The sequence below is a fragment of the Pedobacter aquatilis genome (genome assembly GCF_032678405.1).
In the GTDB taxonomy this organism is placed as follows: domain Bacteria; phylum Bacteroidota; class Bacteroidia; order Sphingobacteriales; family Sphingobacteriaceae; genus Pedobacter; species Pedobacter aquatilis_A.
In genome coordinates, this window is sequence record NZ_JAVTSJ010000006.1 from 418,034 (window position 1) to 439,169 (window position 21,136).

The window sequence follows — 21,136 nt, forward strand, 5'->3', positions numbered from 1 at the left end:
CCCAAGTATTTTCGATGGTAAGAAATTTAATTTTACTTTTGCTTTTAAGCATTACATTATCTGCTAAAGCCCAGGTTAACGTCTCAGGGCAGGTAATTGATTATAAAGCAAAGGGAATCGCATTCGTTTCCATAAAAATTACTGATAGCACCAACAAAATATTTCCGGCTAAAAGCGATAGCCTTGGCTATTATTTCCTTAAGGGGCTGCGGCCGGGGAAATGTAACCTCACCGTTTCCGCTTTAGGTTATAAAAACAGCGAAACCCTTATCCGGTTAACTGCCGATACTTCCCTTACAACTATACTTGAAACTGCATCAAATCATCTTGCTGAAGTTCAGGTTAGTGCCAGGAAGCCTTTAATGGAGCACCGTGTAGACCGGATAATTTTTAACGCCGAAAACAGTATTTCAGGCATTGGAAACGACGCCATAGAATTACTTTCCAAAGTACCTGGTGTCAGGGTGTTGAATGACAGGGTATCGCTGGTTGGAAAGGGCGCTGTAAATGTTATGGTAAATGATAAGCTCATTGCTTTAACAGATGATGACTTAGCAAACTACCTGAAATCGATTCCTGCGGCTAATATTTCAAAGATAGAGGTGATTACCAATCCGCCTGCAAAGTACGATGCACAGGGTAATAACGGTTTAATCAACATTGTATTGAAGAAAAATACAGCCGAAGGATTTAAGGCTTCCTTAAATTCAACATTTGCGCAAGCCAATTTCCCTACAGTTTCCCTGGGCGGGAATTTAAGTTTCAGAAAGGATAAAATAACCTTATTTGCAAATTTCAATGTCCGCAAAGGCTCACTGGTTCCTTTCGAGCAAAGCAATACCTTTTACCCAAATCAAACCTGGAACATTGTAAACAAAGACCGCAATTACAGAACCGTTCCGGGAGGGCAGTTAGGTATCGACTATCAGCTTTCGGAAAAAACACTTGTAGGTTTGTCATACAGCGGTGGTTTAACTAGCCTTCATTCTGAAGAAAACATAAAAACAACGGTTTATGCTATTGGTGGAAGCCTGGACTCAATATTGAATTCAGATGCAAACGCAAGGATTAAATCGCATTACCATGCTGTTAATTTTTATTTGAAACAAAGTCTTGGGGCAATGGGCAAACAAATTACCTTCACCGGCGACTGGTTTAAATATGATGATGATAAAAACCGCTTTTTTAACAATACGAGTTATCTTCAAAACGGGCAACAGCTTGCAGGTTCATTTGCCGAATATTTATCGTCGGGTAAACAGGGTATAGATTTATATACCATTAAGGCCGACGTGGACTTGCCTTATAAACCTTTTACACTCTCCTTTGGAACCAAGCTTACTTTTATCGGGAATGAAAGCGATTTGTTTTTTTACCAGAAACTGGACGGGGTTTACCTGGCCAATCCCCGCCAGACCAATAAGTTTAATTACAAGGAGCAAACACAGGCTTTGTATGCCAACTTAAATAAGCGGTTTAAACACTTTGAGTTTCAGGCGGGGCTAAGGGCTGAGTTTTCAGAAATTCGGGGTGTAGCGGTTAACGAAACAAATGATAGCCATTATTTTCAGCTTTTTCCTACATTATTTGCAACTTACCATGCAAATGAGAATAGCGAATTTTCCTTAAACTACGGACGAAGAATTAATCGGCCAGCCTATAAAAAGCTAAACCCGTTTCGCTGGTACAGTAACCAGTATGTTTATGCCGAAGGAAATCCATTCCTTAAGCCTTCGTATAATAATAATGTGTCTTTTTCACACCTATATAAGCAGGTTTTTACCACAACATTTTCTTTCAGTAAGCTAAGCGATGGCTATAAGGATGTGAATTTCATTGAGGGAAGTTCAGCCATTCAGGTGTCAAAACCTGTAAATTTCATCACCGGATATAACTTCCAGTTCAGTAATTCATTTGTTTTTAACCGCCTTAAATGGTTCGAAAGTATTAACCAGGTTGATGTGTATTATAATGTCGCTAAATCCAGCTTGCAACAAACGTTAACTAATTTAAGCGGTTTTAGTGCTTATCTTTCTACGGTTAATCAGTTTATTTTAAACCGAAAGAAAACCATTTTAAGCGATGTAAGTTTCTGGTACCAGTTTCCTTCGGTTGAGGGTTTAAACAACAATCAGCACCAGTATAATCTTGATGTAGGTTTGAAAACCTTGTTGCTCAATAAAAAACTACAGCTGGCAATTAATGCAACCGATGTTTTAAAAACTAACCGGTACAGGTTCAGCAGCCTCGTTAATCATATCCGGCAGGAATACGATAATTATTACGATAGCCGACAGCTGCGTTTAAGCATCCGGTTTAATTTCGGGAATGAAAAAATTAAACAAGCTGAAAGAAAAGCAGGGAATGAAGAAGAACGCAGAAGAACCAACTAAGAGGTGTAAAGCCGAATCCCTGAAATAAACAGTTTAAAACTATCAGGAAAACTAATGTTAATTCGGATATTAGTCGGGGTTTGGTCGGGCTTCAGACGGAGCTGTGACAATTCTATCCGACTAAACCCTGAGTAAATTCTGTTTAAAGGCCGGTTTGAAGCGGAATAATTAGACATGATGATTCAGACAATGCTTTTATACATCATCTATCATATATTATCTCTTATTTATTTTTAAAATGCTTCGGCAAGGCTGATATAAAAGCCACTCTGGCGTTTTTCATTAGCCAGCTTTTCACCTACGCCGTAATCTATACGTACGCTTAAGCCCTTAGCTGTGTCGAAAAAGTACCTGCCGCCTAGGCCATAGTTCGGTTTTAAGCCATTAAGATTAACATTCTGATTGTCGAAAACTTTTCCTGCGCCTGCAAAGGCCACAATTCCAAAGCGGTTCATGAAGCGGTAACGAAGTTCAACCTGCGATGCAATAAGGTTTTCATCACGGTAACGGCCACCGTAATAGCCTCGCATAATCTGGTCGTTACCCAGTTGCTGTAACATGTAAAAAGGTGTCGATGCGCCTTGAATGGAATAGTAAATCCCCTGAACGCCTAATACAACCTTTTTGCTGATCGGCCAAAAGTTTCTTAAGTCGAGCTTAATCTGGCTGCCCGTAAAATTCTCGCCGCCAAAAAAATCAGGTGCATACTGATAAGTTACCCGTCCAAAAATGCCTTTCGAAGGATAATTGTTCGAATTTCTGGTATCATAACTCTGGCTCAAACCCACAAAAACAACCGAGCCGCCATCTTTATCTAAAATGTTGGGGTTATTCGTAAATATGCCTCCTGCTACCTGATCCGTGAAAGTATAGTTTTCAAAACCTAAAGAAACACCAGTATAAGCATGCCTGATGAAGCTCTTTTCAGCATCGAAAAGTGCCTTAAGCTGGTTCATTACCAGTTTATCTTCATCTGTTTTTTGTGTATTGTTTCCAATGCCATAAAAATTAAAAGGCATCTTTTTGAAACGCACATCGCCGATAAAGTGATACTTATTGCCCGGCGACCAGGCATCGCCTTTTAAAGTAATGTTATATGTTTTTTTTGTAGAATAGGTTGCGTTCAAAGAGAAGTTCGAACTTCTGGTTAGGGTATCTTTCCTGTCGGTATAGTAAGAATAAATGGCACCAACACCAAATTCAAGACCTGTTTCCTGCGAGTAACCAAAAGAAGGGATAGGCAAAAAGCTGGCTTTTCTGGTGGTATCCTTTTCGTTGGAAAGCATTTTCTTTATGAGTTTCATCTGCGCCATGCCCGATGTCGAAACCAACAATAAAGAAAATAATAAAAACGATATTCTTTTCATGCCGCAAAGAAAAGCAAAATATTTTAGTTCGTTGGTTTAATCGTTCATTGGTCATTAGTCAATAGTTCATTAGTCATTAGTCCATTGGTATTACAAACTACAAACTGCCAACTATTCATCAACTAACCGATTAAACAATTCATCAACTAACCCCTCTAACTAATCAGATACCCAAACAATCAGCCCGAATTGCAAATTGCAAACAGTTTAGCTATTTTTGCGGCAAATAAGACAAAACACGATGAGCAATACAAGAGGACCAATATCTCAGTTTATGGAGCGTAATTACCTCCATTTCAATGCTGCGGCGATGATGGATGCAGCTAAAGGATATGAGACACATTTAGATGAAGGCGGTAAAATGATGATTACCCTGGCTGGCGCAATGAGTACAGCTGAATTGGGAATATCACTTGCAGAAATGATTCGTCAGGATAAAGTAGCCATTATTTCTTGTACTGGTGCCAACCTTGAAGAGGATATTATGAACCTTGTTGCACATTCTCATTATAAACGTGTACCTAACTACCGCGACTTAAGTCCACAGGATGAGTGGGATTTATTAGAGAACCACTACAACCGCGTTACCGATACCTGTATTCCAGAAGAAGAAGCTTTCCGTCGTTTACAAAAACACATTCATAAAATCTGGAAAGATGCTGATGAGGCAGGGCAGCGTTATTTCCCGCATGAGTTTATGTATAAAATGCTTTTAAGCGGCGATTTGGAACAATACTATGAAATCGATCCTAAAAACTCATGGATGTTAGCGGCGGCAGAAAAGAATTTGCCAATCGTGGTTCCGGGATGGGAAGATTCTACAATGGGTAACATCTTTGCTTCTTATGTAATGAAAAGCGAACTGAAAGCAACAACCATGAAAAGTGGTATTGAATATATGGGCTGGTTAGCCGACTGGTATATTGCAAACAGTGGTGGTAAAGGTATTGGTTTCTTCCAGATTGGTGGGGGTATTGCAGGTGATTTCCCGATTTGCGTAGTACCTATGCTTTATCAGGATATGGAGATGGAAAACATTCCTTTCTGGAGTTATTTCTGTCAGATTTCAGATTCGACTACTTCATATGGCTCTTATTCAGGTGCAGTTCCGAACGAAAAGATAACCTGGGGTAAATTAGATATCCATACACCGAAATTTATTGTAGAAAGTGATGCAACAATTGTTGCACCATTAATGTTTGCCTGGATATTAAAACAATAACCAGAAAATTTTATAAAACCAAACTGGTTTTTTTATGCCCATTGGAGAAAAACTTCGAAAATGGGCATTTTTATTGACTGATTGGCTTGAAACCGCATTTGTTTAGAATGATTATAAATTGTATTTCACGTCAGTATTATGTCATGGGATTTATTAATAAGTTATACTTTTGTTCAAGTTTTGATGGGGGTATATCATCCCAGGCATCAATTTCACAACAAAAAGTAAATTAAATAAGTATAAAGTGTTCATTATGAGAGATATCTCGATGATTTTAAAAAGCGTTTGGAAATCGTTATTCGTGTTTTCAGCAATTTCCGTTATGGCGGTTTCTACCGTTAATGCGCAAGATGCTGCAGAAGGAAGGACGCTTTTCAAGGCTAAGTGTACCGCATGTCACGCGTTAGATGCAAAAATGATTGGTCCTGCTTTAACAGGCGTGAGCGATCGTCATTCGGAAGCATTCCTTTTAAAGTGGATTCCAAACTCACAAGGCTTGGTTGCATCCGGAGATCCTGATGCGGTAAAACTTTTTAACGAGAATGGTAAAATTGCCATGACTTCTTTCCCTGAGTTAGATGAGGAAAAAGTTAAAAGCATTTTAGCATACATTAAAGAAGGAGAGCCGAAACCAAAAGCTGGTGCTGAAGGTGCTGCTGTTCCGAAAGATGAAACCACTTCTGGTTTATCAATTGCAGGTATTGTTGCTATTGTTGCCGTTGCTATTGTAATTTTAGTAATCTTAGGCCGTGCTTCTAAATTATTAGAGCGCTTAATTTTACAGAAACAAGGCATCGAGATTGAAGAAGATGTGCCTTTAAAGGTGGGTATTCGCAAGATGTTCAAGAACAAGAAATTTGTAATGTTCTTTATCTTGTGTTTAATTATCTGTTTAGGTTCATTTGGTTGGATGGGTATGTGGAATACCGGTGTTCACACTGGTTATCAGCCGGTACAACCAATTAAATTCTCTCACGAGTTGCACGCTGGTATCAATCAGATCGATTGTCAGTATTGCCACAACGGAGCGTTTAAATCTAAAAATGCTACAATCCCATCATTAAACGTTTGTATGAACTGCCACAAAGCAGTACAGGCAAGGGGAGAAGATGGTCAGATTTCGCCAGAAATCAAAAAAATATATAACGCTTTAGGTTACGATCCTGAAACGCAGAAATACGATAAGAGTAAAGAAAAACCAATGGAGTGGGTACGTGTACACAACCTTCCTGATTTTGCTTACTTCAACCACTCTCAGCACGTAGTTGTTGCAGAAGATGCAATTCGTAAAGCAAAAGGATTACAGCCAACTGAACCAGTATGTTTCGCTTGTCACGGTCCGGTTAATACAATGGAAGAAATTTATCAGTATTCTCCTTTAACCATGAAATGGTGTATTAACTGCCATAAAGAAACAGATATTTCTGGTCAGAAAAACAATGCTTTCTACGCTAAGGTTATCGAGGCGCACGAAAAAATTAAAAAAGGCGAGAAAATCACTCCAGCTTTATTGGGTGGTTTAGAGTGTGGTAAATGCCACTATTAATAGATTAGAGTTTTAGTAAGAACGTTCGATAAACAGTAATATAGCTTAAATGGAAAGCAATAAAAAATACTGGAAAGGCTTAGAAGAGTATAACAATACGCCCGATTTTGTTAAAAACAACAAAAACGAATTCGCCGAGCCACTTCCAATAGAAGATGTTTTAAATGAAGCAGGGTTAAGTACCGTTACCCCACGCCGCGACTTTTTAAAGGCGTTAGGTTTTGGTTTAGGTGCAGTTACTTTGGCAGCATGTCAAACCGCCCCGGTTCATAAATCTATTCCTTACCTGGTAAAACCTGAAGAGGTTACACCGGGTATACCTAACTACTATACTTCGAGCTTTAACGGCCAGAGTATTTTAGTTAAAACCAGAGAAGGCCGTCCAATCAAAATTGAACCAAATCCTAATGCAGGTGAGTTCAATTGCGGTACAGATGCAAGAGCACAGGCTTCAGTTTTAGATTTATATGATGTATCTAAATTAAAAGCGCCGGTTCTTAAAAATGAAGAAACTACCTGGGCAAAAATCGACAGCTTTGTAAAAGGCGAGTTGGCTAAAGCACAGGCTGGCGGTAAAAAAATCCGTTTAGTTGCTTCAACAGTTAACAGCCCGTCAACAAACGCAGTTATTGCACAGTTTATTGCTAAGTATCCTGCTGCTAAATTGGTTCAGTACGATGCTGTTTCTTACACTGGTATTATTCAGGCTAATCAAAATAGCTTTGGTAAAGCTGTTTTACCAAAATATAACTTCGATAAAGCTGATTTAATTGTAAGTTTCAGTGCCGATTTCTTAGGTACATGGATTAGCGGAGAAGAGTTTACTTCTCAGTATACTGCTAACCGTAACTACAAATCGTTAGAAAACAAAAAAATGAGCCGCCACATTCAGTTCGAAAGTGGTATGAGCTTAACAGGTACTAATGCAGATACGCGTGTTCCGGTTAAATTATCGGAAGAAGGTCCTGCGTTAATCGCTTTATACAATGCAATTACTGGTCAGTCTTTAGCTGGTGGTTCATTAGCTAATAATGCAACTGCTGATAAAGTAATCAAATTAGCTGCTAAAGAATTATTACAAAACAAAGGTAAAGCGCTTGTAGTTTGTGGTTCAAACGATGTTTCTACACAGATTTTAGTAAACGCTATTAATGCTGCGATCGGCAGTTATGGTACTACTATCGATTTAGATAACCCTTGTTATTTATATGCAGGTAACGACGCTGAATTCAATGGCTTCGTTTCTGAAATGGGACGTGGCGAAGTAGGTGCTGTTTTATTCTTAAACAGTAACCCGGTTTACGATACTGTTGACGGAAAGAAATTTGCAGATGCTTTAGCTAAAGTTCCGGCAAAAATTTCATTCGCTGACAGGGCTGATGAAACCGCTTCACTATGTGATGCTATTGCCATTAACAATAACTATTTAGAATCATGGGGTGATGCAAATACTTACGAAGGATATTATTCAATCGTTCAGCCAACAATCAACCCTGTTTTCAATAGCCGTCAGGCAGAAGAAAGCTTATTAACCTGGGCAGATGCTCCGGTTAAAGATTACTACCAGTTTGTTCGCAATAACTGGGAAACTAAAATGCTTCCTGCACTTGGTATTAAGTGGAATGATGTTTTAGAAAAAGGTGTGGTAACTGTAGCAGCTAAACCTGCAGCAGCTTATTCATTCAGCTTATCTTTGGCAGCTGTAGCTACTTCAATTGTAAACAGCAGCAAAGCTTTAAGTAAAGATGTTCAGTTACAGGTTTATGAAAACATCCCTATGCGTGATGGTAAAAATGCAAACAATGCATTCTTACAGGAATTACCTGATCCGGTATCGAAAGTAACTTGGGATAACTATGTTGCTGTTGCACCTAAATTTGCTGAAACGTTAAAAGTTAAAGAATTTGATGTTGTTACGGTTAAAGGAAGCAACGGATATTCAGTTGACTTACCTGTTCTTATCCAGCCAGGACAAGCACAAGGTACCGCTTCAATTGCTTTAGGTTATGGCCGTGAAAAAGCTGGTAAAGCAGGTAATGGTGTTGGTAAAAATGCTTTCCCTTTCGTTTCTTTTGTAAACGGAACATTGCAGTATGCTACAACGGTAACCATTACACCAACAGGTGGCTATTATGAATTAGCACAAACACAAACGCACCACTCTTTCGAGGGACGTAACGTAATCCGCGAAGCTACTTTCAAAGAATACTTAAAAAACCCTGCAGCGGGTACTGGTAAAGGCGAAGAAGGCCATAAAAACTATGACCTTTGGGATAAATACGAGCAACCAGGCAACAGCTGGGTTATGGCTATCGATTTAAATGCCTGTACAGGTTGTGGTTCATGTATTGTTGCTTGTAACGTTGAAAATAACATTCCTGTAGTAGGTCGTGATGAGGTTCGCCGTCGTCGTGAGATGCACTGGATTCGTATCGACCGTTACTATAGCTACGAAACACCTAATGGTGATGTAACTAAAGAAAAGGAAATTGCTAAGTTAGAAGACTTAGATCATGTTTCTGTTGTTCACCAACCAATGTTATGTCAGCATTGTGACCACGCTCCATGCGAAACAGTTTGTCCGGTATTGGCAACAGTACACTCATCAGATGGTTTAAACCAAATGGCTTATAACCGTTGTGTAGGTACACGTTACTGTGCAAACAACTGTCCGTATAAAGTTCGTCGTTTTAACTGGTTCAACTACTGGAACGATTCACGTTTCGACAACTATTTAAATAACGAGTTTACTCAATTAGTATTAAATCCTGATGTTACTACACGTTCTCGTGGGGTAATGGAAAAATGCTCAATGTGCGTTCAACGTATCCAGGCTGGAAAATTACATGCTAAAATTGAGAAACGTCCATTAAAAGATGGCGATATTAAAATGGCTTGTCAGGAAGCTTGTTCAGCAAATGCAATCATCTTTGGTGATGCTAATGATCCAAATTCTGAGGTTTCAAAAGCTTTACGTTCTGAGCGTATCTACTACGTATTAGAGGAAATCAACGTGAAACCAGGTATCGGATATATGACAAAAATTAGAAATACAGATACAACAGTACAAGCGTAAGCTTTAGTATAAAGAAAATATAAATTATGTCAGGACATAACGAATCAATACTTAGAGAACCATTAATTACCGGCGATAACATCACGTATGCAAAGATTACGGATGATATTTTAGGCCCGGTAGAAAATAAGCCAAATAAAGCCTGGTGGATTGGTTTCATCTTTGCCGCAATGGGTGCCTTACTTTGGGTTGTAGCGGTAAGCTATACCTTCTGGAACGGTATCGGATCTTGGGGTTTAAATAAAACAGTTGGATGGGCTTGGGATATCACCGGTTTCGTATGGTGGGTTGGTATTGGTCACGCAGGAACACTTATTTCTGCAGTACTATTACTTTTCCGTCAGAACTGGCGTAACTCAATCAACCGTTCTGCAGAGGCGATGACGATCTTTGCGGTAATCTGTGCGGCAACTTATGTTGTATCACACATGGGCCGTCCTTGGTTGGCATACTGGGTTTTACCTTTACCAAACCAGTTTGGTTCACTTTGGGTAAACTTTAACTCGCCTTTAGTATGGGATATGTTTGCCATCTCAACTTACTTCTCCGTATCATTATTATTCTGGTACACAGGTTTATTACCTGATATTGCTACCATCCGCGACCGTGCTGTTGGTACACGCAGAAAAATCTATTCGATATTCTCTTTCGGATGGAGTGGAAGTGTTAAAACATGGCAACGTTTCGAAGCGGTATCATTAATTTTAGCAGGTATCTCTACACCACTTGTACTTTCGGTACACACAATTGTATCGATGGACTTTGCAACTTCGGTAATCCCGGGATGGCACACGACCATTTTCCCTCCTTACTTCGTTGCCGGTGCGATTTTCTCAGGTTTTGCGATGGTATTAACCTTATTATTGGTTGCACGTAAAGTATTAGGCCTTGAGAACTACATCACCATGTTCCACATTGAGTCGATGAATAAAATCATCATCTTAACAGGTTCAATCGTAGGTGTTGCTTATTTAACTGAGTTTTTCATTGCCTGGTATTCAGGTTCTGAATATGAATCGTACGCATTCGTTAACCGTTCTACTGGTCCTTACTGGTGGTCGTACTGGATGATGATGACTTGTAACGTAATCTCTCCACAGTTGTTATGGTTCAAGAAAATCCGTTTAAGCATTAAAGCTACCTGGATTTTATCAATCGTAGTAAACGTGGGTATGTGGTTCGAGCGTTTCGTAATTATCGTTACTTCATTACACCGCGATTATATTCCTTCGAGCTGGGCGATGTTCTATCCAACCTGGGTTGATGTAAGTGTATTCGTAGGTTCAATCGGTTTGTTCTTTACTTTATTCTTATTGTTCTTAAGAGTATTGCCATCTATCGCTATAGCAGAGGTTAAATTATTATTAAAATCTGCAAGTGAGCAAGCTAAAATGAAACAGATTAAAGAAGGACATGAGAATAAAGAATATGTAGCTGAATACATAGAGTCTTTAGAGAAATTTGATAGTGTTAAACAAGAAGATTACGCAAAAATATAACAATGAGTGATATCAAATATATTTTAGGCAGCTTTGGTGATCCTGATGAAATGATGCACGGCATCGAAAAGCTTCAGGAAAATAACGTAAGTATTTACGATGTATATACGCCAATGCCTATACACGGAATAGAAGCCAAATTAGGTGTTAAAAGATCAAGAATCGATATCGCGGCATTTTGCTTCGGTATTACAGGAACATGCTGTGCATTTGCTTTGATTTATTTTTGTGCAGTGATCGACTGGAGAGTAAACATTGGTGGTAAGCCATCATTTGCATTACCGGATTTTATTCCGATAATGTTCGAATTAACAGTTTTATTCTGTGCTTTCGGAATGGTGTTATCTTATTATGCCTCTACCCATTTATTTCCTGGAAGAGCTCCAAGAGTAATGGACCTTCGCGCAACAGATGATCGTTTTGTTATCGCGATTGATGCGCATGAAAATGCATCACACACCGTAATTGATGGTTTATTAAAAGATGCCGGTGCTTTAGAAGTAAAGTATAATGAAAGGAAGTACATTAGCTATGAATAAGAATAAATTTGTTTATGCCGCGTTTTTAGCTATCGCTTTTGCAGCTACTTTTTCGGCTTGTAAAGATAAACGCAGTACAGGATTAGAGTACGCAAGGAACATGTATGATCCGATTGCTTACAACCCTGATCAGCCAAATAAAAATTTTAAGGATGGTAAAACAGCACAGTTACCTCCTGCAAATACAAAACCAGTAGGTTTTGAAGAATATGATGTATATCCTAACACTTTAGAAGGCTATAACGAAGCTGGTGCTAAAATGGTAAACCCATTACCTGTAGACAGCACTAACTTAGCTGAAGGTAAACACTCATTTGTTGTTTTCTGTGCACCATGCCATGGTGAAAAAGGAGACGGACAAGGTCATCTTGTTAAAATAGAGAAATTTACAGGAGTTCCTTCATATTCATCTGGTGCTTCATCAAGAGGTGGTAACATGGCAGATTTAACCCCGGGTAAAATCTATCATACCATTACATATGGTGTAAATAACATGGGCTCGCATGCTTCACAAATCTTACCAACTGACCGTTGGAAAATTGTGATGTATGTTCAACAATTACAAAAAGGACAATAAGTAAAGCAGAATATAAATGGGAACTCACAATATTAATTTTAGTGAACAATTTGAGTTTACAGGAAAAGTAAAAACTTTAAGTATAGTTGGTATCGTTTTAGGTATTGCTGCTATTGCTTATGGTTTCTTGGCCGGCGATAAAGTAATGCACGAGCGTACTTTTGCCAACCTGTTACTTATGGGATACTACTTTGCATGCGTTTGTATGTCTGGTACATTTTTCCTTGCTGTTCAGTATGTAGCTCAGGCAGGATGGTCTGCTTCAATTCTACGTGTACCGCAGGCAATGGCAAAAACATTGCCGATTGCAGCAGTAATACTTGTTGTAATTATTTCTGCAGGTTTATTTTCACATAACTTATACCATCACTGGCATGCCGATGGATTAACAGATAAGAATAGCCCTAACTATGATGCAATCATTGCAGGTAAATCAGTATTCTTAAATGTACCTTTCTTTTTAGGTCGTCAGGTATTGTTTTTAGGCGTTTATAGTATATTTTCAATCATGTTTGTTAAATTTTCTTATAACGAAGATTTGGCTGGTGGTTTGAATTCATACAGAAAGAGTTTTAAAAATGCCTGTATCTTCCTGGTAATTTACGGTTTTACAACACCTGTATTTGCTTTCGATACGGTAATGTCATTAGAGGCGCACTGGTTCTCAACCATGTTTGGTTGGTATAACTTTGCAGCCATGTGGGTAAGTAGCCTCGCAACAATTGCAATTATCCTCATCTTATTAAGAAGAGCTGGTTATATGCAATGGGTTAATAATAGTCACTTACACAACTTAGGTCAGTTTATCTTTGGTTTCTCTATCTTCTGGACTTATGTATGGTTCGCACAGTTTTTATTAATCTACTATGCAAACATGCCGGAAGAAACTGTTTATTTCTACAAACGCTTTGAGTATTATAAATTCTGGTTTTTCTTAAACTTAGCAATGAACTTCTTGGCGCCAGTATTATTATTAATGGACAGGGATAACAAAAGAACAGATGTTAGATTATTATTTGTTTCGATCGTAGTGTTGCTAGGTCACTGGGTAGATTACTATCAAATGATTATGCCAGGAGCAGTTGAAGACGGACATAATGGTTTTGGTATTATCGAAATTGGTACAGCTGCAGGTTTTGTAGGTTTGTTTACCTTTACGGTTCTAAGTGCATTAAGCAAGAAACCTTTAATAGCCAAGAATCACCCTTTATTACAAGAAAGTTTGCATCATCAGCTTTAATTGATGATTTTATAAAAGCGAATATTTAATTATTATTATAGAAGTACAGCGTACTACTTTTAAGAAAATGAGTTTAAGAAAGTTTATCACGAATAAAACGACCGCAGCTTTAGCAGTATTACTTACTGTTTTTGCAAACACGAGCGTATTTGCGCAAGATGCAGCTGCAGGCGCTGCCGCGGCAACGAAAGTTGATATGGGCGAGGTTTATAAATCAGTAATATTTTATGTACTGGTATTCCTTGCTATATGTTTATTCATAGCTATTGTTGGTAAGGCCATCAGGGTATATGAGTTAAGCCGCGAAGCACAAGGTAAACCAGTAGGTATTAACTGGAACAGGGTACATGCAAGTTTATTTGCATTATTCCTGGTTTTAGGATTATATGGTGTTTACTGGGAATATACCGTACACGGTTCAATGTTATTGCCTGATGCGGCTTCGGTACACGGAGAGCGTATCGACAAAATGTTTAATTTAACATTAATCATCACTACAATTGTTTTCGTTGTAACGCATATTTTATTATTTGGATTTTCTTATATCTACAAATATTCAGCAAAAAGAAAAGCATATTACTACCCTCATAACAATACAATTGAGAAAATCTGGACTTTAGTTCCGGCAGCAGTTTTAACTGTATTGGTATTGATGGGTTTCTTAACCTGGAGATCAATTTTCTTTAAAGTTGATGATCCTAAAAACATGCCAATTCAGATCGAGGTAACTTCAGAGCAGTTTAAATGGTCTATCCGTTACCCTGGAGCTGATGGTGTTGTGGGGCATAAAAACTATAAGTTAACTACAGCTACAAATACTTTGGGTATCGATTTTAAAGATTTAAAATCACGTGATGACCAAATGGCTGATGAGATGGTAATTCCTGTAGGTAAACCAATCAAACTTATCTTAACCAGTAAAGATGTAATTCACAGTTTTTACATGCCGCACTTCAGAGTACAGTTAAACACTGTACCGGGTATGCAAACGATATTCGAGTTTACACCAACAATCACAACTGCAGAGATGCAGCAAAAAACAAACGATCCTAACTTCAAATATTTATTCTATTGTGCTAAGATTTGCGGTTCAGGTCACTACAACATGCAGAAAACTGTTCGTGTAGTATCTATGGAAGAATATAAAACATGGATTGCTGAACAAAAAACTTACTTAAACGACGATTTAAGAAAACAATTTAATTTGCCAGTGGCACCTGCAGCAGCAACTGAGGCAGGAACAGATTCGGCAGCTACAGATTCTGCAGCTGTGAAAACAAACCAAATGGCTTTAAATAAATAATATACCGAAGAGCGAAAAGAATTATGTCAACAATAGCATTACACGACGAACACAATCACGATCACGCTGATCACGGGCACCATAAGGAGACTTTGATTTCAAAGTATATCTTCAGTATGGACCATAAAATGATTGCGAAGCAATTTTTAGTAACCGGTATCATTATGGCGGTTATTGCAATGGGTTTATCCATTTTATTCCGTATTCAGTTAGCATGGCCTGATAAAAACTTCCCTTTCTTAGAAACTTTTTTAGGTAAATGGGCTGAAGGTGGTCGCATTAAATCTGATTTCTATCTTGCATTAGTTACCATTCACGGTACCATCATGGTATTCTTCGTGTTAACTGCAGGATTAAGTGGTACATTCAGTAACTTATTAATTCCATTACAGGTAGGCGCAAGAGATATGGCATCGCCATTTCTTAACATGCTTTCATACTGGTTTTTCTTTACCGCTTGTGTGGTAATGATGGCTTCATTCTTTATCCAGACAGGTCCTGCATCTGGTGGTTGGACGGTTTACCCACCGTTATCAGCTATTCCTACTGCAATTCCAGGATCTGGTACAGGTATGACCATGTGGTTAATAAGTATGGTACTTTTCGTAGCATCATCATTAATGGGTGGTATAAACTATGTAAGTACAATCTTAAACATGCGTACTAAAGGCATGGATCTTTGGAAAATGCCTTTAACTATCTGGGCTTTCTTCTTAACAGCTATTCTGGGTATTTTATCATTCCCTGTATTAGTTGCGGGAGTGGTATTATTAGTATTCGACAGAAGTTTCGGAACAAGTTTTTACCTTTCTGATATCGTTATGGGTACTAATATTTTACCTAACGAAGGTGGTTCACCAATTTTATGGCAACACTTATTCTGGTTCTTAGGTCACCCAGAGGTATATATTGTAATTATGCCAGCATTGGGTATCTCATCAGAAGTTATCTCAGTAAATTCACGTAAACCAATTTTCGGTTACCATGCAATGGTTTATTCATTAATTGGTATTACTGTACTTTCATTCATCGTATGGGGTCACCACATGTTTGTAACAGGTATGAACCCATTATTGGGTGGTGTATTTATGATCACGACTTTGATTATTGCAGTTCCATCAGCAGTAAAAACCTTTAACTACTTGGCAACACTTTGGAGAGGTAATATTCGTTTTACCCCTGCAATGCTTTTCGCTATCGGTTTAGTTTCATTCTTCATTTCAGGTGGTTTAACCGGTATCTTCTTAGGTAACGCATCTTTAGATATTAACTTACACGATACTTATTTTGTAGTTGCTCACTTCCACTTGGTAATGGGTTCTGCTGCAATTTTCGGTATGCTTGCGGGTGTTTATCACTGGTATCCTAAAATGTTCGGCAGAATGATGAACGCAAAATTAGGTTACCTGCATTTCTGGTTAACATTTATTGCGGCTTATTTAGTTTTCTTCCCATTACACTTTTTAGGTTTAGATGGTGTTCCACGTCGTTATTATGCTTTCACTGAATTCGAATTCATGAAGAAATGGTTAACGGTTAACGTATTTGTAACATGGGCTGCTATTATGGCTGCATTGGCTCAGGTAGCGTTCTTGTTTAACTTCTTCTATTCAATTTATAAAGGAAAAGTTGCACCTCAAAACCCTTGGGAATCGAATACATTAGAGTGGACTGCACCAGTAGAGCACTTGCATGGAAACTGGCCTGGAGAAATTCCAACAGTTTACAGATGGCCATATGATTATAGCAAACCTGGTCATGAGGCAGACTTTATTCCTCAAACGGTTCCATTCTCTCAAACCATGAGCTCTAACTTACCTCATGACTTTGAAGGAAATGCAGCAGCAGAAAAAATTCAGCAAGATTGGGAAGCTGCCAATCCTGTGACAGAAAATAAGGGCTAGTTAGGTAGCTTTAACAAAATTTTAAAGGGTATCTGATTAAGTTTCTGCTTATCCGGATACCCTTTTCATCTTAAAAGATATATGATCAGCAGATCAGAAAAACGTTTTATCAGCATTAACTTTATAACCATTATCGTAACGTTATTGGTTATACTTGCCGGCGGAATCGTACGTAGTACGGGCTCAGGCATGGGTTGTCCTGATTGGCCGAAATGTTTCGATCAGTATATCCCGCCTACCGATGTATCGCAACTGCCTAAAAATTATAAAGAAAAGTATGTTGCAGGCAGGCTTAAAAAGAATGAAAAATTTGCCAAATACCTCGAAAGTATGGGCAAAAAAGAACTGGCAGATAGCATCAGGCATGATAAGTCGATTACAGTTCCGGAGGAATTTAACCCTGCAAAAACCTGGACTGAATACCTTAACCGTTTAGCGGGCGTATTGGCCGGTATATTTTTGTTATTAAGTGCTATTTACTCTTTTTCCTACAAGAAGACTGCAAAACGGATAATTTTGCTGAGTATACTTAACATTTTTGTAGTAGGTTATCAGGCATGGCTGGGTTCGATAGTGGTATCAACCAATCTGGCTCAATGGGTAGTTACTGTGCATATGCTTTTAGCATTGGTTATCCTGGCGATATCAATCTATACTTACAATTACGCTAAACAGCTACATAAAGAACCATCGGTTATTATGTACCGTATTTTATGGTTAAAAGGATTTTTATTCTTTACGCTGTTAGTAAGTATTGCACAGGTTATATTGGGCACCGAAGTTAGGGAAGCAATAGATGTAATTGCCAAATCGCTTTCCTTTGGTGGTAGAAATACGTGGATTGGCAAGGCAGGAACAATTTTTAATTACCATAGGGATATGGCAATTTTAGTAGTGATTTGTAATGCGATAATTTATAAAATGGTAATAGATAGGTTTAGCGGAAAGGCAGCGCCTTTGTTAACGGCCAGATTTATTTTACTTACCTTGTTGATTCAGTTAGTAAGTGGTTTTGCATTAGCTTATATCTCATTACCACCAGTTGCACAGGCGTTGCATATTCTGTTTTCGACAGTGCTGTTTAGTTTACAGTTTTATTTGTACTTGCTGGTTTACCGGACAAGGACATACAAACAACAATAATAATTAAGAGAATTGAAACAATTTTTTTCAGACTTTTCAAAGCTAATTAAATTCCGACTGTCCTTTACAGTTGTGTTTTCTGCATCAATTTCTTTTTTAATTGGTCAGAAGATGCAGGTTGGAAGAGGGCATATTCCATCTATTGACTGGGGGAACTGGCTGATCTTAATTGCTGGTGGATTCCTGGTAACTGCAGCTGCGAATTGTTTTAATGAAATTATAGAGGTTGATCTTGATAAGTTAATGAGCAGAACAAAAGACAGGCCTATGCCAGCAGGTAGAATGACTACCGGACAGGGCTTGGTTCTTGGCGTTTTCATGGCTTTTTTAGGTACCTGGCTTTTAGGTCAATTAAACCTTGAAACAGGTTTATTATCCGTATTTTCGATATTATTATATGCATTTGCATACACACCACTAAAGCGAAAATCGCCAATAGCCGTTTTTGTAGGTGCCATTCCTGGTGCATTGCCTCCACTTATTGGTTATCTGGCCGCATTTGGCAGTTTAAAATCCGATTTGTTTTTAGATATCGATTACAAAATCGCTGTTATTCTTTTCCTTATTCAGTTTGTATGGCAATTTCCGCACTTCTGGGCAATTGCTTGGGTTTTGGATGAAGATTATAAAAAGGCAGGTTTCAGGCTTTTACCTACCAGAAAAAGAGATAAGGCATCAGCACTGTTTACTTTTGTAAGTACACTGATATTAATACCTGTTAGCTTGTTACCCATTTTCTATGGTTTCGGAGGTTATTTTATTGGTGCTGTATCAATTGTAGCCGGTGCCATTTTTAGCTGGCTGGCTTTTAAATTATTAAAGAACATGGAACTTGCAGATGCGAAGAAAGTGATGTTTTGTTCTTTTTTTTACATACCTGCTGTACAGCTGGTATTATTGTTTGATTTTATTGCAAAATAATTATTTATGGTTTTAACAATGGAAAATACACAAGATATATTCGATCCAAGGCCAAAGAAGTTTATCGTTTGGCTGTTCGTTGTATCATCAACCATTATGTTTGGCGGCTTTACCAGCTATTACCTGGTATTTGCAGCATCAAAAGGTAAAGGGCATGGCTTAGTATTGCCCGATGCTTTTATTTACAGTACTTTATTAATCATCGCAAGCAGTGTAACCTTAACACTTGCGTCGAGAGCGTTAAGAAAGCTAAACTTTAGCTTACAACGCAAAATGCTTTGGTTAACCATCCTTTTAGCCTTTGGCTTTGGCTTTATGCAGTTCGCAGCATGGGGAAGTATGGTTAAAACCGGTGCTACTTTAGTTGGAAACAATGCAGCCATATCATTTATATATGTTGTGCCTTTAATGCACTTGTTTCACATTATTGCGGGTTTAGGCTTTATTACCAGCAGTTTAGTTGGTAGCTATAAAAATATTACCCTGGCAAAAAATAAGTTCCGTATGGAAATAACCTCTATTTTTTGGCATTTTATAGATATATTATGGATATATCTGTATGTTTTTTTACTTTTGAACCGTTAAATTTGTTAACAAACTATTATACTATTTCCAAATGAATTCAGTATCACAATTAGATCAAGTTAAAACCGGACCATGGAGTGGCGGTCGTTCTCCCTGGTCGGTAGAATATGGTAAAATCATGATGTGGTTTTTCCTTTTATCAGATGCTTTTACATTCTCATCTTTGTTGATCTATTATGGCGCTCAGCGCTTTTCTAAATCAGCCTGGCCTGATCCGGATTTGGTTTTCCAATCTATCCCGGGCTTAAAAGATTCAGGTGCACCACTTGTTTTCGTGGGTATCATGACTTTTATCCTGATTTTAAGTTCAGTAACCATGGTAATGGCGGTTGAAGCTGGCCATCGTCGTGCGAAAAAAGAAGTAATCTGGTGGATGGTTGCTACTATTATCGGTGGTTTTATGTTCTTAGGCTGTCAGGCTTTAGAGTGGAGTCACTTACACCATGAAGGTTTTTGGTGGGGTCAAATTCCAAGTGCTGAAGAATTAAAACATTTGTTCACCGGAGATGTATCATTAGTTGCTGCACAACAATTTGCTAACTTATTCTTTACCATTACTGGTTTCCACGGTTTCCACGTATTTAGTGGGGTAATGATTAATATTATCATTTTAATAATGACGATTAACGGAACTTTCGAAAAAAGAGGTCATTATTTAATGGTAGAAAAAGTTGGTTTATACTGGCACTTCGTAGATTTAGTATGGGTGTTCGTATTTACATTCTTCTATTTGGTTTAATTTTAATACATAAAAATATTTAACATGTCAGAACATTCACATACAGCAGAAGGTCACGAGCACGATGACCACGCAGGAATGAATAAAGCTAAAATCTGGAAAGTAGCCGGTATTTTATCTTTAATTACAGCTATCGAATTTATCATTGCATTATGGGCAATTCCTGGCGGTCATATTCCTCAGCATGTAGGTAACTATATTTATATCGCTTTAACATTAGTAAAAGCATTTTACATTGTTGCTTATTTTATGCACTTAAAATTTGAGAAACTGGGTTTACAGTTAGCCTTAACAGTATCGTTCATTTTTATTATTTACTTTATTGTATTAATGTTAATTGAAGGCGGATTTTTACATCTGCACATGACTACCCATTCATGAGATCTTTCTCAATAAAAAAATCTTTAATCCTGGTAAGCATATTGGCTATACCAGGATTTTTGTTTTTTTACATATTACCACACTTCGCAAAAAACAGGTACAAAAGCCTTCCGATTTTCGGTGAGAAGGTAGTTGCCAAAACTTTTCACACTGTTAAAGGCAAAAAGATTCCTGATACCATTTATCATGTTGTTCCCGATTTTAGTTTTGTCAATCAGGCAAATGAAACGCTTAACTGGTCGGCACTTAAAGGTAATATCGTTGTGCTGAATTTGTTTTATAAATCAAGTTCGTTGAAAGATGTTAACCTGAATGTTCAGAAAATCGCTGAATCGTATGAGCGTAATCCACTTATTCGTTTCCTAAGTCTTTCTGTAGATCCGAGTGATTATCCTTATAACCTTAAGTCTTTAACAGATTCTTTAGGTGCCAAAGCGGGGAAGTGGGACTTCTTAAGTGGTGATACTTTAAAAGTATACCCATTTATCAGAAAGGGCTTATTATTGGATATTATACATCACGAAGAAAAAGGAAAAACCAAATTCATATACGGAAACCAGATTGTTTTACTTGATAACCAACATCGCATAAGAGGATACTATGAAGCCACCAATGCAGATGCCCTTGCAAAACTCGACGATGAAATTAAGGTTTTAGTTGCCGAAGATCTTAGAAATATTAAAGATGGCAGATAATTAAAT

Annotated in this window: 17 protein-coding genes; 16 read left to right on the forward strand and 1 reads right to left on the reverse strand. The window is 38.0% G+C overall.

Annotated features, from left to right (window positions below; all coding sequences use genetic code 11):
* Positions 1–14: 14 nt before the first annotated feature.
* Entirely contained in the window at positions 15–2,393 is a 2,379-nt protein-coding gene (locus R2R71_RS17820; RefSeq protein WP_316832628.1) for an outer membrane beta-barrel protein, read from the forward strand.
* A gap of 233 nt (positions 2,394–2,626) precedes the next feature.
* On the opposite strand, the gene R2R71_RS17825 is transcribed toward R2R71_RS17820, so the two are convergent.
* A complete protein-coding gene (locus R2R71_RS17825) occupies positions 2,627–3,760 on the reverse strand; it encodes a polymerase (protein ID WP_316832629.1) in 1,134 nt (377 codons plus the stop codon).
* A 241-nt stretch (positions 3,761–4,001) separates the two neighbouring features.
* Here R2R71_RS17825 and R2R71_RS17830 point away from each other — a divergent pair, with 241 nt between their 5' ends.
* From R2R71_RS17830 to R2R71_RS17900, 15 genes are all read left to right on the forward strand, one after another.
* Positions 4,002–4,982: a deoxyhypusine synthase family protein gene (locus tag R2R71_RS17830; RefSeq protein WP_316832630.1), complete on the forward strand. Its 981-nt coding sequence runs from the start codon at positions 4,002–4,004 to the stop codon at positions 4,980–4,982.
* A gap of 253 nt (positions 4,983–5,235) precedes the next feature.
* Positions 5,236–6,528, forward strand: coding sequence for a c-type cytochrome (locus R2R71_RS17835; RefSeq protein ID WP_316832631.1), 1,293 nt, complete (start codon positions 5,236–5,238; stop codon positions 6,526–6,528).
* A gap of 49 nt (positions 6,529–6,577) precedes the next feature.
* A complete protein-coding gene (locus R2R71_RS17840; protein WP_316832632.1) occupies positions 6,578–9,604 on the forward strand; it encodes a TAT-variant-translocated molybdopterin oxidoreductase in 3,027 nt (1,008 codons plus the stop codon).
* 26 nt (positions 9,605–9,630) lie between these two features.
* Positions 9,631–11,103, forward strand: a complete 1,473-nt coding sequence (gene nrfD, locus R2R71_RS17845; protein WP_316832633.1) for an NrfD/PsrC family molybdoenzyme membrane anchor subunit — start codon at positions 9,631–9,633, stop codon at positions 11,101–11,103.
* Positions 11,104–11,105: 2 nt separating this feature from the next.
* Positions 11,106–11,642: a DUF3341 domain-containing protein gene (locus R2R71_RS17850; protein ID WP_316832634.1), complete on the forward strand. Its 537-nt coding sequence runs from the start codon at positions 11,106–11,108 to the stop codon at positions 11,640–11,642.
* Positions 11,614–12,219 carry a cytochrome c gene (locus R2R71_RS17855; RefSeq protein ID WP_316832635.1) on the forward strand — a complete coding sequence of 202 codons (606 nt, stop codon included), beginning with the start codon at positions 11,614–11,616 and terminating at the stop codon, positions 12,217–12,219. The genes R2R71_RS17850 and R2R71_RS17855 overlap by 29 nt, the downstream gene beginning before the upstream one ends.
* 16 nt (positions 12,220–12,235) lie before the next feature.
* On the forward strand, positions 12,236–13,459 hold the full coding sequence (locus tag R2R71_RS17860) for a quinol:cytochrome C oxidoreductase (RefSeq protein ID WP_316832636.1): 1,224 nt from the start codon (positions 12,236–12,238) through the stop codon (positions 13,457–13,459).
* A gap of 67 nt (positions 13,460–13,526) precedes the next feature.
* The gene (locus R2R71_RS17865; RefSeq protein ID WP_316832637.1) at positions 13,527–14,762 is read left to right on the forward strand and encodes a cytochrome c oxidase subunit II transmembrane domain-containing protein; all 1,236 of its coding nucleotides are present in this window, start codon (positions 13,527–13,529) and stop codon (positions 14,760–14,762) included.
* Positions 14,763–14,785: 23 nt separating this feature from the next.
* Positions 14,786–16,666 (forward strand): cbb3-type cytochrome c oxidase subunit I, encoded by a 1,881-nt coding sequence (locus R2R71_RS17870; protein WP_316832638.1) that lies wholly within the window; start codon positions 14,786–14,788, stop codon positions 16,664–16,666.
* Positions 16,667–16,747: 81 nt separating this feature from the next.
* Positions 16,748–17,809: a COX15/CtaA family protein gene (locus R2R71_RS17875; RefSeq protein WP_316832639.1), complete on the forward strand. Its 1,062-nt coding sequence runs from the start codon at positions 16,748–16,750 to the stop codon at positions 17,807–17,809.
* Positions 17,810–17,821: 12 nt separating this feature from the next.
* The gene (gene cyoE, locus R2R71_RS17880; protein ID WP_316832640.1) at positions 17,822–18,730 is read left to right on the forward strand and encodes a heme o synthase; all 909 of its coding nucleotides are present in this window, start codon (positions 17,822–17,824) and stop codon (positions 18,728–18,730) included.
* Positions 18,731–18,748: 18 nt separating this feature from the next.
* Complete coding sequence (locus R2R71_RS17885; protein WP_316832641.1) at positions 18,749–19,315, forward strand: cytochrome c oxidase subunit 3; 567 nt, start codon at positions 18,749–18,751, stop codon at positions 19,313–19,315.
* 31 nt (positions 19,316–19,346) lie between these two features.
* On the forward strand, positions 19,347–20,054 hold the full coding sequence (locus R2R71_RS17890; RefSeq protein WP_316832642.1) for a cytochrome c oxidase subunit 3: 708 nt from the start codon (positions 19,347–19,349) through the stop codon (positions 20,052–20,054).
* A 24-nt stretch (positions 20,055–20,078) separates the two neighbouring features.
* Entirely contained in the window at positions 20,079–20,435 is a 357-nt protein-coding gene (locus R2R71_RS17895) for a cytochrome C oxidase subunit IV family protein (RefSeq protein ID WP_316832643.1), read from the forward strand.
* Positions 20,432–21,130: an SCO family protein gene (locus R2R71_RS17900; RefSeq protein ID WP_316832644.1), complete on the forward strand. Its 699-nt coding sequence runs from the start codon at positions 20,432–20,434 to the stop codon at positions 21,128–21,130. The genes R2R71_RS17895 and R2R71_RS17900 overlap by 4 nt, the downstream gene beginning before the upstream one ends.
* Positions 21,131–21,136: the final 6 nt, after the last annotated feature.

Coding starts and splice junctions, on each gene's coding strand:
- R2R71_RS17820 (WP_316832628.1), top strand. CDS start 15: ATGGTAAGAAATTTAATTTTACTTTTGCTTTTAAGCATTACATTATCT.
- R2R71_RS17825 (WP_316832629.1), bottom strand. CDS start 3,760: ATGAAAAGAATATCGTTTTTATTATTTTCTTTATTGTTGGTTTCGACA.
- R2R71_RS17830 (WP_316832630.1), top strand. CDS start 4,002: ATGAGCAATACAAGAGGACCAATATCTCAGTTTATGGAGCGTAATTAC.
- R2R71_RS17835 (WP_316832631.1), top strand. CDS start 5,236: ATGAGAGATATCTCGATGATTTTAAAAAGCGTTTGGAAATCGTTATTC.
- R2R71_RS17840 (WP_316832632.1), top strand. CDS start 6,578: ATGGAAAGCAATAAAAAATACTGGAAAGGCTTAGAAGAGTATAACAAT.
- nrfD (WP_316832633.1), top strand. CDS start 9,631: ATGTCAGGACATAACGAATCAATACTTAGAGAACCATTAATTACCGGC.
- R2R71_RS17850 (WP_316832634.1), top strand. CDS start 11,106: ATGAGTGATATCAAATATATTTTAGGCAGCTTTGGTGATCCTGATGAA.
- R2R71_RS17855 (WP_316832635.1), top strand. CDS start 11,614: ATGAAAGGAAGTACATTAGCTATGAATAAGAATAAATTTGTTTATGCC.
- R2R71_RS17860 (WP_316832636.1), top strand. CDS start 12,236: ATGGGAACTCACAATATTAATTTTAGTGAACAATTTGAGTTTACAGGA.
- R2R71_RS17865 (WP_316832637.1), top strand. CDS start 13,527: ATGAGTTTAAGAAAGTTTATCACGAATAAAACGACCGCAGCTTTAGCA.
- R2R71_RS17870 (WP_316832638.1), top strand. CDS start 14,786: ATGTCAACAATAGCATTACACGACGAACACAATCACGATCACGCTGAT.
- R2R71_RS17875 (WP_316832639.1), top strand. CDS start 16,748: ATGATCAGCAGATCAGAAAAACGTTTTATCAGCATTAACTTTATAACC.
- R2R71_RS17885 (WP_316832641.1), top strand. CDS start 18,749: ATGGAAAATACACAAGATATATTCGATCCAAGGCCAAAGAAGTTTATC.
- R2R71_RS17890 (WP_316832642.1), top strand. CDS start 19,347: ATGAATTCAGTATCACAATTAGATCAAGTTAAAACCGGACCATGGAGT.
- R2R71_RS17895 (WP_316832643.1), top strand. CDS start 20,079: ATGTCAGAACATTCACATACAGCAGAAGGTCACGAGCACGATGACCAC.
- R2R71_RS17900 (WP_316832644.1), top strand. CDS start 20,432: ATGAGATCTTTCTCAATAAAAAAATCTTTAATCCTGGTAAGCATATTG.